This is a genomic window from Pseudomonas sp. GZD-222, assembly GCF_049310525.1.
GTDB lineage: Bacteria > Pseudomonadota > Gammaproteobacteria > Pseudomonadales > Pseudomonadaceae > Aquipseudomonas.
This window is the reverse complement of the sequence record NZ_JBMOWO010000095.1, coordinates 12006-25613: the sequence shown is the minus strand read 5'-3', so window position 1 is coordinate 25613 and position 13608 is coordinate 12006. Positions and strand designations below refer to the sequence as shown.

The 13608-nt window shown below is 61.2% G+C and carries 13 protein-coding genes and 1 pseudogene; 13 read left to right on the top strand and 1 reads right to left on the bottom strand.

All coding sequences use genetic code 11. From position 1 onward, the window contains the following. Positions 1–182: 182 nt before the first annotated feature. Positions 183–734 (top strand): exonuclease domain-containing protein, encoded by a 552-nt coding sequence (locus ACO6VD_RS17880; protein ID WP_422420976.1) that lies wholly within the window; start codon positions 183–185, stop codon positions 732–734. 70 nt (positions 735–804) lie between these two features. Further along, positions 805–1077: pseudogene (locus ACO6VD_RS17875) on the top strand (pyrimidine/purine nucleoside phosphorylase); the annotation flags it as partial. 73 nt (positions 1078–1150) lie between these two features. On the opposite strand, the gene ACO6VD_RS17870 reads toward ACO6VD_RS17875, so the two are convergent. After that, positions 1151–1840: an alpha/beta family hydrolase gene (locus ACO6VD_RS17870; RefSeq protein ID WP_422420974.1), complete on the bottom strand. Its 690-nt coding sequence runs from the start codon at positions 1838–1840 to the stop codon at positions 1151–1153. 49 nt (positions 1841–1889) lie between these two features. On the opposite strand from ACO6VD_RS17870, the gene ccoN (ACO6VD_RS17865) reads away from it, so the two are divergent. The 11 genes from ccoN (ACO6VD_RS17865) to ACO6VD_RS17815 all read left to right on the top strand — a co-directional run bounded on the left by ccoN (ACO6VD_RS17865) (position 1890) and on the right by ACO6VD_RS17815 (position 13598). After that, positions 1890–3314, top strand: coding sequence for a cytochrome-c oxidase, cbb3-type subunit I (gene ccoN, locus ACO6VD_RS17865; RefSeq protein ID WP_422420972.1), 1425 nt, complete (start codon positions 1890–1892; stop codon positions 3312–3314). Between the two features lie 10 nt (positions 3315–3324). Beyond that, positions 3325–3933, top strand: coding sequence for a cytochrome-c oxidase, cbb3-type subunit II (gene ccoO, locus ACO6VD_RS17860; RefSeq protein ID WP_038613174.1), 609 nt, complete (start codon positions 3325–3327; stop codon positions 3931–3933). 5 nt (positions 3934–3938) lie between these two features. Continuing rightward, on the top strand, positions 3939–4136 hold the full coding sequence (locus ACO6VD_RS17855; protein WP_038613176.1) for a cbb3-type cytochrome oxidase subunit 3: 198 nt from the start codon (positions 3939–3941) through the stop codon (positions 4134–4136). Then, positions 4133–5080, top strand: a complete 948-nt coding sequence (ccoP, locus tag ACO6VD_RS17850; protein WP_422420969.1) for a cytochrome-c oxidase, cbb3-type subunit III — start codon at positions 4133–4135, stop codon at positions 5078–5080. The genes ACO6VD_RS17855 and ccoP (ACO6VD_RS17850) overlap by 4 nt, the downstream gene beginning before the upstream one ends. A gap of 487 nt (positions 5081–5567) precedes the next feature. Beyond that, positions 5568–7010, top strand: a complete 1443-nt coding sequence (gene ccoN / locus ACO6VD_RS17845) for a cytochrome-c oxidase, cbb3-type subunit I (RefSeq protein WP_422420967.1) — start codon at positions 5568–5570, stop codon at positions 7008–7010. Next, on the top strand, positions 7010–7618 hold the full coding sequence (ccoO, locus tag ACO6VD_RS17840; protein WP_422420965.1) for a cytochrome-c oxidase, cbb3-type subunit II: 609 nt from the start codon (positions 7010–7012) through the stop codon (positions 7616–7618). The genes ccoN (ACO6VD_RS17845) and ccoO (ACO6VD_RS17840) overlap by 1 nt, the downstream gene beginning before the upstream one ends. Positions 7619–7623: 5 nt before the next feature. After that, on the top strand, positions 7624–7821 hold the full coding sequence (locus ACO6VD_RS17835; RefSeq protein ID WP_028945389.1) for a CcoQ/FixQ family Cbb3-type cytochrome c oxidase assembly chaperone: 198 nt from the start codon (positions 7624–7626) through the stop codon (positions 7819–7821). Further along, positions 7818–8798: a cytochrome-c oxidase, cbb3-type subunit III gene (gene ccoP, locus ACO6VD_RS17830; protein WP_422420963.1), complete on the top strand. Its 981-nt coding sequence runs from the start codon at positions 7818–7820 to the stop codon at positions 8796–8798. Before ACO6VD_RS17835 ends, ccoP (ACO6VD_RS17830) begins: the two co-directional genes overlap by 4 nt. A gap of 278 nt (positions 8799–9076) precedes the next feature. Next, positions 9077–10486 carry a cytochrome c oxidase accessory protein CcoG gene (gene ccoG / locus ACO6VD_RS17825; protein WP_400173470.1) on the top strand — a complete coding sequence of 470 codons (1410 nt, stop codon included), beginning with the start codon at positions 9077–9079 and terminating at the stop codon, positions 10484–10486. 12 nt (positions 10487–10498) lie between these two features. Then, the gene (locus ACO6VD_RS17820) at positions 10499–11038 is read left to right on the top strand and encodes a FixH family protein (protein WP_422420961.1); all 540 of its coding nucleotides are present in this window, start codon (positions 10499–10501) and stop codon (positions 11036–11038) included. Between the two features lie 106 nt (positions 11039–11144). Next, positions 11145–13598, top strand: a complete 2454-nt coding sequence (locus ACO6VD_RS17815) for a heavy metal translocating P-type ATPase (RefSeq protein ID WP_422420959.1) — start codon at positions 11145–11147, stop codon at positions 13596–13598. Positions 13599–13608: the final 10 nt, after the last annotated feature.

Here is a 13608-nt window from a genome sequence, read left to right as displayed (position 1 = left end):
CGTTTGAGTCAAAGCAACACACTCTTTGCGGGTTCTAACCGGATTGCGCCTAAGCTAGGCGTTTTCCCGGCGCCATACAACCATTCGATTGCGCCAAAAACCGGTTACCGGCAAAACGCCAGGGGATACCCCAGGCGCTCAAGTTTGGCTACGCTCTAGCGAGTCTTGCAAGGGAGCCTACTATGGGGCATTGGCTGGTGATCGACCTGGAAGCAACCACAGACGATGGGGGTTGGCCGGTCACGGATATGGAAGTTATCGAAATTGGTGCGACGCTGGTCAATCGACAGGGCCGGGAGGTCGATCATTTCCAGCGTTTCGTCAAACCACGGCGACGTCCGCAACTGACCCCGTTCTGCCGTGAGCTCACGCATATCAGCCAGGCAAATGTCGACGCCGCCGCGCCCTTCGCAGACGTGTGGGGGCAGTTCGAACGCTGGATCGGCCATCATCGCACGCACCTGCAAGCCTGGGTCAGCTGGGGCGACTACGATCGCCAGCAATTGCTCCAGGAATGGCAATTGCACCAGTTGCACAGCGTGCTGGCCGACCTGCCGCACATCAACCTCAAGCAGCGCTTTGCCAAGGCCCGCCAGTTGCAGCGCCCCCTGGGCCTGAACGGTGCGTTGCAACTGGCCGGTTTACAGTTCTGTGGCCAGCAGCATCGGGCCCTGGAAGATGCACGCAACACCGCACGTTTGCTGCCGTTGAGCCTACCGGCCAACGGCACCTGAAAGCGGATGACGGCGCCCCATGCCTTGGGCATACTGGCCAGCCTTTTCAGCCCCTTTTCAGGAGTCGCCCATGTTTAAGGTCAACGAGTACTTTGATGGCACGGTCAAGTCGATCGCTTTCGGCACTGCCGAAGGTCCGGCCACGGTTGGCGTGATGGCCCCCGGCGAGTACGAATTCGGCACTGCCCAGCGTGAAATCATGCACGTGGTTTCGGGCGCCCTGACCGTCAAGCTGCCGGATAGCGACAACTGGGAAACCTTCTCGGCAGGCAGCCAGTTCAACGTGCCGGCCAACAGCAAGTTCCAATTGAAAGTAGCAGTAGATACCGCTTATCTCTGCGAACGCCTTGGTTCGTTCAGACCCTTCTTGGGGCACCCCCGCTCCCCCTGGTGGGAGCGGGCTTGCCCCGCGAAATTCAGCGCACAAACGCCACAATCCGATCTGCAGCCGTCTGCAGATGATCAGCATGACTGAACCCCGAAGCCTTCAACGGCTTCAGATCATGGTCCCCCGCCTCCAGCCAGCACAGCTCGATTGCCGGCGATAATGCATAGCCTTCCACCGTCTGCCGGTTACCCAACGCATCCCGTTCGCCCTGAATGATCAGCGTCGGCGTCTGCAACGCTGCCAAATGCGCCACTCGCGGTTTTTCCGGCTTGCCGGCGGCATAAAAGGGATAACCCAGGCACACCAGCGCATCAGCACCCAGCTCATCGGCAAGCAAACTGGCCATCCGCCCGCCCATGGACTTGCCGCCGATGGCAAGCGTCCCAGTGACCAATGGTCGCACCTGCTGATACACCTCGCGCCAGCATTCCAGCAGCTTTGCCTGTGGATTTGGAGGCCTTTTGCCACCATCGATGCGCCGCTGCGCCATATAGGGAAACTCGAAACGCAGCACCCCCAGCCCTTGTACCGCCAGCCTTTGCGCCATTTCTTCCATGAACCCGCTGTCCATCGGCGCACCGGCGCCATGGGCCAGAATCAGACACCTGAAATGCGCGCCATCCCCCTGATTTTGCGGGGCATTCCAGCGCCAGCCACGGTTTTCGATCAGCTGCGCCCATTGATCCCCGTCAATACCGGCCACTTGCCCATTACTCATGCTTACCTCGCTATTTAGCCTGCCTATAACCGTGGATGGGAACCCATACATGAACACAACCAGCAGTACCGCCTACAACTACAAGGTGGTCCGCCAATTCGCCATTATGACGGTGGTGTGGGGAATCGTCGGGATGGGGCTCGGCGTTTTTCTTGCCGCGCAACTCGTCTGGCCTTCGCTCAACTTCGACCTCCCCTGGACCAGCTTCGGGCGCCTGCGCCCATTGCATACCAACGCGGTGATCTTCGCCTTCGGTGGTTGCGCGCTGTTTGCCGCCTCCTACTATTCGGTCCAGCGAACTTGCCAGACCACCCTGTTCTCACCACGCCTTGCCGCGTTTACCTTCTGGGCCTGGCAACTGGTGATCGTGCTTGCCGCGGTCAGCCTGCCACTGGGCTTTACCAGCTCCAAAGAGTACGCCGAACTGGAATGGCCGATCGATATCCTGATCACCATTGTCTGGGTCGCCTACGCCGTGGTGTTCTTCGGCACCCTGATGAAGCGCACCACCAAGCACATCTATGTGGGCAACTGGTTCTTCGGTGCGTTCATCATTACCGTGGCGATCCTGCACATCGTCAACAACCTGGAAATTCCGGTCAGCCTGACCAAGTCCTACTCGCTGTACGGTGGCGCCACTGACGCCATGGTCCAGTGGTGGTACGGCCACAACGCCGTGGGCTTCTTCCTGACCGCAGGCTTCCTCGGCATGATGTACTACTTCGTGCCCAAACAAGCCGAACGTCCGGTGTACTCCTATCGCCTGTCGATTGTGCACTTCTGGGCGCTGATCACCCTGTACATCTGGGCCGGTCCGCACCACCTGCACTACACCGCGCTGCCGGACTGGGCGCAGTCGCTGGGCATGATCATGTCGCTGATCCTCCTGGCACCGAGCTGGGGTGGCATGATCAACGGCATGATGACCCTCTCGGGCGCCTGGCATAAGCTGCGCAGCGACCCGATCCTGCGTTTCCTGGTGGTTTCGCTGGCGTTCTACGGCATGTCGACCTTCGAAGGTCCGATGATGGCGATCAAGACCGTCAACGCCCTGTCGCACTACACCGACTGGACCATCGGCCACGTACACGCCGGCGCGCTGGGCTGGGTAGCAATGATCTCGATCGGCGCCCTGTACCATATGATCCCGAAAGTCTTCGGTCGCGAGCAGATGCACAGCATCGGCCTGATCAACGCACACTTCTGGCTCGCCACCATCGGTACCGTGCTGTACATCGCCTCGATGTGGGTCAACGGCATCGCCCAGGGCCTGATGTGGCGTGCGGTCAACACCGACGGCACCCTCACCTACTCCTTCGTCGAAACCCTGGTGGCCAGCCACCCAGGCTTCATCGTGCGCTTCGTCGGCGGAGCAATCTTCCTGACCGGCATGTTCCTGATGGCCTGGAACACCTGGCGCACCGTGCGTGCCCCGGTGACCGCGACCGCCCCTGCCGCCGCGCAGCTGGCCTGAGGAGACCCAGATGAAACACGAAGTAATCGAGAAGAACGTCTTCCTGCTGGTGCTGTTGATGGTCTTTGCCGTCAGCATCGGTGGCCTGACCCAGATCGTCCCGCTGTTCTTCCAGGACGTCACCAACAAGCCGGTCGAAGGCATGAAGCCCTACACCGCGCTGCAACTGGAAGGCCGTGACATCTACATCCGCGAAGGCTGCGTCCAGTGCCACTCGCAGATGATCCGTCCGTTCCGTGCCGAAACCGAGCGCTACGGCCACTACTCGGTCGCCGGTGAAAGCGTCTGGGACCACCCGTTCCTGTGGGGTTCCAAGCGTACCGGTCCGGACCTGGCCCGTGTCGGCGGCCGCTACTCCGATGACTGGCACCGTGCGCACCTGTACAACCCGCGCAACGTCGTGCCCGAGTCGAAGATGCCGGCCTACCCATGGCTGGTCGCCAGCCCGGTGGACAGCAGCCACACCGAGACCAAGCTGCGCACCATGCGCACCCTGGGCGTGCCTTACACCGATGCGGATATCAGCGGCGCGGTGGAATCGATCAAGGGTAAAACCGAGATGGATGCACTGGTTGCCTACCTTCAGGTGCTCGGCACCGCGATCAAGAACAAGAGGTAAGGGCCATGGACTTCACACTGGATATCGGCCAGCTGCGCGGCCTGGGCACCCTGCTGGTGGCCATCGCCTTCATCGGCCTGTCGTTGTGGGTGTTCAACGGTCGGCGTGACCGCGAGTTTGCCGAGGCAAGCCTGTTGCCGTTCGCCGATGACCGCCTAGCACCTGCCGCCAACGAACCCGCATCGAGGAGTAACGGGCAATGACCACCTTCTGGAGTACGTACATCTGCGTACTGACCATCGGCAGCCTGATCGGCTTGACCTGGCTGCTGCTGGCCACGCGCAAGGGCGAAAAGCCCAACGGCGGCGACCAGACCATGGGCCACAGCTTCGACGGCATCGAGGAGTACGACAACCCGCTACCAAAATGGTGGTTCTGGTTGTTCGTCGGCACCCTGGTGTTCTCGGTCGGCTACCTGATCCTCTACCCGGGCCTGGGTAACTGGAAAGGCGTCCTGCCGGGCTATCAAGACGGCTGGACCCAGGTCAATGAGTGGCAAAAGGAAATGGACAAGGCAGATGCCAAGTTCGGTCCGATCTTCGCCAAGTTTGCCGCAATGCCGGTTGAGGAAGTGGCCAAGGACCCTCAGGCGCTGAAGATGGGTGGCCGTCTGTTCGCCTCCAACTGCTCGGTCTGCCATGGCTCCGACGCCAAGGGTGCCTATGGCTTCCCTAACCTCACCGACAAAGACTGGCGCTGGGGCGGCGATCCGGACACCATCAAGCAGTCGATCATGAGCGGCCGCCACGGTGTCATGCCGGCCTGGGCCGAGGTGATCGGTGAGCAAGGGGTTGCCGACGTGGCCGCTTTTGTCCTGACCAACCTTGATGGCCGCAAACTGCCAGAAGGTACCAAGGCTGACATCGGCAACGGCGAGAAACTCTTCGCCACCAACTGCGTGGCCTGCCACGGTCCTGAAGGCAAGGGCACCCCAGCCATGGGCGCACCGGACCTGACGCACCCACAGGCGTTTATCTACGGTTCGAGCTTCGCCCAGCTGCAACAGACCATTCGCTACGGTCGCCAGGGTCAGATGCCTGCCCAGGAAGCCATCCAGGGTAATGACAAAGTCCACCTGCTGGCGGCCTATGTGTACAGCCTGTCCCAGGAGCAACCGGCGCAAAGCGACAACCTCACTGCCAAGTAAAATCATCCTGTAACTGAGCCTTGACTCAAACCGCCGCATCCCTCTGGATGCGGCGGTTCCATTTCCCCCTTGCGACCAAGTGTCGCACCTCCCCCGCCACCCCGCCTTGCACCCGCCTTGATCGGAACTAAGCTTGTTGCCACAGCGACCGCCATCAAGGGCCGGATAATCCTCTTGAGCGTTCGCGGCTGTTGAAGAATGCGTGCAAAGGCAGATGGGATCGGCTCGACCTGTTCATATCCGTTTCTGGACAATGAAATTTGGTCACAACAAGCTTGACCGATTGGACAAGAAAATATGAATAACGGTACACATATCAAAAAGATAATTGTGTACACTTCGTCCGCCAACAAGGCCCGGAACAGCGGTAGATCGGGCTTTGGCAAAGGTCGGCGCGGGAGCCATCGCGTTGCAATAACCACACGGTTTATACATACTTGCGCCGATTTTTTAACCTACAAAAACACCCAAACCGTGGAACCTTAGAATGAGCACAGCAATCAGTCCGACTGCTTATAACTATAAGGTCGTCCGCCAGTTCGCCATCATGACGGTGGTCTGGGGGATCCTTGGCATGGGGCTTGGAGTCTTCATCGCCTCGCAACTGGTATGGCCCCAGCTGAACCTGGACCTGCCATGGACGAGCTTTGGACGCCTGCGCCCACTGCACACCAACCTGGTGATTTTCGCCTTCGGTGGCTGTGCACTGTTTGCCACTTCCTATTATGTCGTGCAGCGTACCTGCCAGACGCGACTGATTTCCGACAGCCTCGCGGCCTTCACCTTCTGGGGTTGGCAAGCGGTGATCGTCGGTGCGCTCATTACCCTGCCGCTGGGTTACACCACGACCAAGGAATACGCAGAGCTGGAATGGCCGATCGCCATTTTGCTGGCCATTGTCTGGGTCACCTACGGTGTGGTGTTCTTCGGCACCATCGTCAAGCGCAAGACCAAGCACATCTATGTGGGTAACTGGTTCTACGGTGCCTTCATCGTGGTCACCGCGATGCTGCACATCGTCAACCACGCTTCCCTGCCGGTCACCCTGTTCAAGTCCTACTCGGCTTATTCGGGTGCGACCGATGCGATGATTCAGTGGTGGTATGGCCACAACGCCGTGGGCTTCTTCCTGACCACCGGCTTCCTGGGCATGATGTACTACTTCGTACCGAAACAGGCCGAGCGTCCGATCTACTCCTATCGCCTGTCGATCGTGCACTTCTGGGCACTGATCACCCTGTACATCTGGGCCGGTCCGCACCACCTGCACTACACCGCCCTGCCGGACTGGGCGCAGTCGCTGGGCATGGCCATGTCGATCATCCTTCTGGCACCAAGCTGGGGCGGCATGATCAACGGCATGATGACCCTCTCGGGCGCCTGGCATAAGCTGCGCACCGACCCGATCCTGCGTTTCCTGGTGGTTTCGCTGGCGTTCTACGGCATGTCGACCTTCGAAGGTCCGATGATGGCGATCAAGACCGTCAACTCGCTGTCGCACTACACCGACTGGACCGTGGGCCACGTACACGCCGGCGCCCTGGGCTGGGTAGCGATGATCTCGATCGGCGCCCTGTACCACATGATCCCGAAAGTCTACGGTCGTGAGCAGATGCACAGCATCGGCCTGATCAACGCGCACTTCTGGCTGGCGACCATCGGCACCGTGCTGTACATCTCCTCGATGTGGGTCAACGGCATCACCCAGGGTCTGATGTGGCGTGCAATCAACGACGACGGCACCCTCACCTACTCCTTCGTCGAAGCCCTGCAAGCCAGCCACCCAGGCTTCATCGTCCGTGCCCTGGGCGGTGCGTTCTTTGCCTCCGGCATGCTGCTGATGGCGTACAACGTCTACCGTACCGTACGCGCCTCGAAGCCGGCCGAAGCTGAAGCCGCGGCTCAGATCGCTGTAGTTGGAGCTCACTGATGAAGCACGAAACACTCGAGAAGAATATTGGCCTGCTGGCCTTCTTCATGGTCATCGCCGTGAGTATCGGCGGCCTGACCCAGATCGTCCCGCTGTTCTTCCAGGACGTCACCAACAAGCCGGTCGAGGGCATGAAGCCACGCACGGCGCTGGAGCTGGAAGGCCGTGACATCTACATCCGCGAAGGCTGCGTACAGTGCCACTCGCAGATGATCCGTCCGTTCCGTGCCGAAACCGAGCGCTACGGCCACTACTCGGTCGCCGGTGAAAGCGTCTGGGACCACCCGTTCCTGTGGGGTTCCAAACGTACCGGTCCGGACCTGGCCCGTGTCGGCGGCCGTTACTCCGATGACTGGCACCGTGCGCACCTGTACAACCCGCGCAACGTCGTACCCGAGTCGAAGATGCCTTCCTACCCTTGGCTGGTAGAGAACAAGCTCGACGGCAAGGACACGGTCAAGAAGATGGAAGTCCTGCGCACCCTCGGCACGCCGTACACCGACGCAGACATCGCCGGTGCCCGCGACGCGGTCAAGGGCAAGACTGAAATGGACGCTCTGGTTGCCTACCTGCAAGGCCTGGGCACCATCATCAAAAGCAAACGGTGACATTGATGGATATCGGGATGATTCGTGGCCTGGGCACCGTCGTGGTGATGGTGGCCTTTGTTGGCCTGGCGTTATGGGTGTTCAGTTCTCGGCGCAAGTCTGAGTTCGACGAAGCGACCATGCTGCCCTTCGCGGATGATCCCGAAGCCAGCAAGCACGTCGAGCAAGCGCAAGCGAAAGCGTCTAGGAGTAACAACGAATGACTACCTTCTGGAGTCTGTACGTCACCGTTTTGAGTCTGGGCACCATCTTCGCCCTGACCTGGCTGCTGCTGTCCACCCGCAAGGGCCAGCGCAGCGAAACCACTGAAGAAACCGTGGGCCACGTCTACGACGGCATCGAGGAGTATGACAACCCGCTGCCGAAATGGTGGTTCATGCTGTTCGTCGGCACCATCGTTTTCGCGCTCGGCTACCTGGTGCTGTACCCGGGTCTGGGCAACTGGAAAGGCATCCTGCCGGGCTACCAGTACCTGGATAACGAGAAAAAGACCGAGTTCGCCAACGGTCAGGCCGGCTGGACCGGCGTGCACGAGTGGGAAAAGGAAATGGCGCGTTCGGATGCCAAGTTTGGGCCGATCTTCGCCAAATTTGCTTCGATGCCTATTGAAGAAGTCGCCAAGGACCCGCAAGCCCTGAAGATGGGGGGCCGCCTGTTCGCCTCCAACTGCTCGGTGTGCCACGGCTCCGACGCCAAGGGCTCCTACGGCTTCCCTAACCTCACCGACAGCGACTGGCGCTGGGGCGGCGAGCCAGAAACCATCAAGGCCACCATCATGGGCGGTCGTCATGGCGTGATGCCGGCCTGGTCGGAAGTCATCGGCGAGCAAGGCGTTGCCGACGTCGCCGCGTTTGTCCTGACCAACCTCGATGGCCGCAAGCTGCCGGAAGGTGCGAAAGCCGACATTGCCAACGGCCAGAAAATCTTCGCCGCCAACTGCGTGGCCTGCCACGGTCCGGAAGGCAAAGGCACCCCGGCGATGGGCGCACCTAACCTGACCCACCCACAGGCGTTCATCTACGGTTCGAGCTTCGCGCAACTGCAGCAGACCATCCGTTACGGCCGTCAGGGCCAGATGCCTGCCCAGGAAGCGATCCAGGGCAATGACAAGGTCCACCTGCTGGCGGCCTATGTCTACAGCCTGTCCCACCCTGCTGAAAAGACTGCCGAGGCGAAGTAATTCACCCGGCAATCAAGAGCCCCGTCAGTGAAGACTGGCGGGGCTTTTTTATTAGGCCTTCGGGGCAGTGGCCAGATCTTGATTGCAGCCCTGCATGACCCAGATCAATTGACACACCCACTACACTAATCACCAGGCAAACCCAACGCGACTAAAGGTCGCAGCCATGCCCCATGTTGCCACTACAGGCGTATTATCCGACCTAGAGCAGCATAAACTTCTGACTGCGGTCGGCACGCACTGATCGCGGCATTATTCCACTGCCGTGGGACTCAATGATGAGCAAGCAGATTCCAGTACATGATGTCACCCCGCCTGCCAATAAAGACAGCGTCGATCTCTACGCCTCCAGGGAAAAAATCTACACCCGGGCCTTCACCGGTCTGTTTCGCAACTTGCGCATCGCCGGCGGCGCCCTGCTGTTCCTCCTGTATTTCGGTACGGTGTGGCTGAACTGGGGCGAGCACCAGGCCGTCTGGTGGAACCTGCCTGAGCGCAAGTTCTATATCTTCGGCGCGACCATCTGGCCGCAAGACTTCATCCTGCTTTCCGGTCTGTTGATCGTTGCCGCCTTCGGCCTGTTTTTCATCACCGTATTCGCTGGCCGCGTCTGGTGCGGCTACACCTGCCCGCAGAGTGTCTGGACGTGGATTTTCATGTGGTGCGAAAAGGTCACTGAAGGTGACCGCAACCAGCGCATGAAGCTGGACAAGGCGCCCATGAGCGGCAACAAATTCATGCGCAAACTGGCCAAGCACAGCCTGTGGCTGCTGATCGGTTTTGTCACCGGCATGACCTTCGTTGGCTACTTCTCGCCGATCCGCGAACTGGTAGTGGAGTTCTTTACCGGCCAGGCCGACGGCTGGGCGTATTTCTGGGTCGGCTTCTTCACCCTGGCCACCTACGGCAATGCCGGCTGGCTGCGCGAGCAAGTGTGCGTATACATGTGCCCCTATGCGCGCTTCCAGAGCGTGATGTTCGACAAAGACACCCTGATCGTTTCCTACGATCCGCGTCGCGGCGAAACCCGCGGTCCGCGCAAGAAAGACCTCGACTACAAAGCCAAGGGCCTCGGCGACTGCATCGACTGCACCATGTGCGTGCAGGTCTGCCCGACCGGCATCGACATCCGTGACGGCCTGCAGATCGAGTGCATTGGCTGCGCGGCCTGCATCGACGCCTGCGACACCATCATGGACAAGATGAACTACCCCAAAGGCCTGATCAGCTACACCACCGAGCACAACCTGTCCGGGCAGAAAACCCACATGTTGCGCCCGCGCCTGATCGGTTACGCCGTGGTCCTGCTGGCCATGATCGCCCTGCTCGCCAGTGCTTTCGTCATGCGTTCGCTGGTGGGCTTCGACGTCAGCAAGGACCGGGTGCTGTACCGCGAAAACGCGCAGGGCCGGATCGAGAACGTGTACAGCCTGAAGGTCATGAACAAAGACCAGCGCGACCACGTCTACGTGCTCGAAGCCGCTGGCCTGCCTGACCTCAAGCTTGAAGGCGCGAAGGAAATCCGCGTCGCCGCCGGTGACATCGTCAGCCTGCCGGTGCAACTGTCGATGGCCCCGGAACAACTGCCGTCGAGCACCAACGAAGTCATCTTCACCCTCAAGGACGCTGACGACAGCACCACCCAGGTTGAAGCCAAGAGCCGTTTCATTGGCCCACAAATTCGATAAGAGATTGAGTCTATGCCTTCTGCAACAGCCGCAAGCCCCTGGTACAAGCACCTTTGGCCATGGATCATCATCGGGGTGCTGGCCACCTCGGTGACCCTGAGCCTGACCATGGTCTACATTGCGGTCAACAACCCGGACAACCTGGTCAACGACAACTACTACGAGGCCGGTAAAGGCATCAACCGCTCGCTGGACCGTGAACTACTGGGCCAGACCCTCAACCTCAAGGCCAGCGTGCACCTCGACGAGCTCACCGGTGAAGTCGAGCTGCGCCTGACCGGTAACAGCCAGCCGAAAACCCTGGAACTGAACCTGATCTCGCCAACCCAACCGGAGAAGGACCGTAAAGTCGCCCTGACCCTGAGCGAAAGCGAAGCCGGGCGCTACATTGGTCAACTCAGCGACAAGATCGAAGGGCGTCGCTTCGTTGAACTGCTCGGCAGCCAGGATGGCCACATCTGGCGCCTGTTTGAAGAAGAGCAAGTCGGCCATGATGTAACCCTGCAGCTGGGCGACGAAGCGCTGCAAGGGGCTGAACACCTCGAAAAATGAGTCAGCCTTGATCGCGGGGCAAGTCCGTTCCCACAGGTTTTATTGACACTGTGGGAGCGGGCTTGCCCCGTGATGAGGGTCACCCCGGACCTTGCGATAGATAGCCATGACCAGCCCCACGCCTTGCTACCACTGCGCCCTGCCCGTTCCTGCCGGCAGCCACTTCACCGCCGTGGTACTCGGCCAGGACCGGCTGTTCTGCTGTCCGGGTTGCCAGGCCGTGGCCGAAGCGATTGTCGCCGGCAACCTGGAAAGCTATTACCAGCACCGCAGCGAAGCCAGCGCCAACCCCGACGCCCTGCCTCAGCAACTGGTCGACGAACTGGCCCTGTATGACCGTGCCGATGTGCAAAAACCGTTTGTTCGCCACAGCGGCGAACTGGCCGAAACCACCCTGCTGATCGAAGGCATCAGCTGCGCCGCCTGCGGCTGGTTGATCGAAAAGCACCTGCGCAACCTGCCCGGCGTGGCCGAGGCACGGCTGAACCTGTCCAACCATCGCCTACAGGTCAACTGGGCTGACAGTGAACTGCCACTGTCCAGGCTACTGGCCGAACTGCGCCATATCGGTTACGCCGCGCACCCTTATCAAGCCGACCGCGCCGCCGAACAACTGGCCACTGAAAACCGCACCGCCCTGCGCCAGCTCGGCGTCGCCGGCCTGCTGTGGTTCCAGGCGATGATGGCGACCATGGCCACCTGGCCGGAATTCAACATCGACCTGAGCCCGGAGCTACACACCATCCTGCGCTGGGTCGCGCTGTTCCTGACCACCCCGATCGTGTTCTACAGCTGTGCGCCGTTCTTCCGCGGCGCCGCCCGCGACTTGCGCACTCGCCACCTGACCATGGACGTCTCGGTGTCCCTGGCCATCGGCCTGGCCTATGGCGCAGGGATCTGGACGGCAATCACCGGCAGCGGCGAGCTGTATTTCGATGCCGTGGGCATGTTTGCCCTGTTCCTGCTGGCCGGACGCTACCTGGAGCGTCGTGCCCGTGAACGTACCGCCGCCGCCACCGCGCAACTGGTCAACCTGCTACCCGCCTCCTGCCTGCGTCTCGGCGCGGCAGGCCAGAGCGAGCGAATCCTGCTGCGTGAGCTGCAAGTGGGTGATTGCGTACTGATTCAACCCGGTCACGTGGTGCCTGCCGATGGGCGTATCGTCAGCGGCCAGTCGAGTGTCGATGAGTCGTTGCTGACCGGCGAGTACCTGCCGCAGCCCCGCCGCGCCGGCGATGCGGTAACCGCGGGGACCCTGAACGTGGAAAGCGCGCTGACCGTCGAAGTCCAGGCCCTGGGCCAGGACACACGCTTGTCGGCCATCGTCCGCCTGCTGGAGCGCGCCCAGTCGGAAAAACCACGCCTGGCCGAAATCGCCGACCGTGCCTCGCAATGGTTCCTGCTGTTCTCCCTGGTCGCCGCCGCAGCCATCGGCCTGCTCTGGTGGCAACTGGACCCGTCGCGGGCGTTCTGGATCGTCCTGGCCATGCTCGTGGCTACCTGCCCCTGCGCCCTGTCACTGGCGACACCGACCGCGCTCACCGCCGCCACCGGCACCTTGCACAAACTCGGCCTGCTGCTGACGCGCGGGCATGTGCTTGAAGGCCTGAACCAGATCGACACGGTGATTTTCGACAAGACCGGCACCCTCACCGAAGGTCGTCTGACCTTGCGCGCCATTCGCCCACTGGCTGACGCCGACGCCGATCAGTGCCTGATGCTTGCCGCAGCCCTGGAGAACCGTTCCGAACACCCGATTGCCCGCGCCTTCGGCCGTGCCAGTGTGCCGGCCGACGAGGTGCACGCCGAGCCCGGCTTGGGGCTTGAAGGCGTTGTACAAGGGCAACGCCTGCGCATCGGTGAACCCGGATTCGTCTGCGCCCTGAGCGGCACGACACCCCCTTCGATGCCCGCCGAACCCGGCCAATGGCTGCTGCTGGGCGACGCCTACGGAGCCCTCGCCTGGCTGGTACTGGATGATCGCCTGCGCAGCGACGCCGGCGACCTGCTCGCCGCCTGCCGCGCCCGTGGCTGGCAGACCCTGCTGCTGTCCGGCGACAGTTCGCCAATGGTCCAGAGCGTGGCCGCCGAGCTGCAGATCGACCAGGCCATTGGCGGTTTGCGCCCCGATGACAAGCTGGAAAAACTCAAGGCCCTGCAACAGCAAGGCCGCAAAGTGCTGATGCTCGGCGACGGCGTCAACGATGTACCGGTGCTGGCTGCCGCAGACATCAGTATCGCCATGGGTTCAGCCACCGACCTGGCGAAAACCAGCGCCGATGCGGTACTGCTGTCCAATCGCCTCGACGCCCTGGTTCAGGCCTTCAGCCTGGCTCGGCGCACACGCCGGATCATTATCGAGAACCTGCTCTGGGCCGCGCTGTATAATGGCCTGATGCTGCCCTTCGCCGCCCTCGGCTGGATCACTCCGGTATGGGCGGCCATTGGCATGTCAGTCAGTTCGCTGATCGTGGTGCTCAACGCCCTGCGCCTGACCCGGATCAGCGCGCCGGCCGCCAGCGGCGCCGCGACCCGCGCCTCACACCCTGCCACGGCCTGATCAGGAGCCC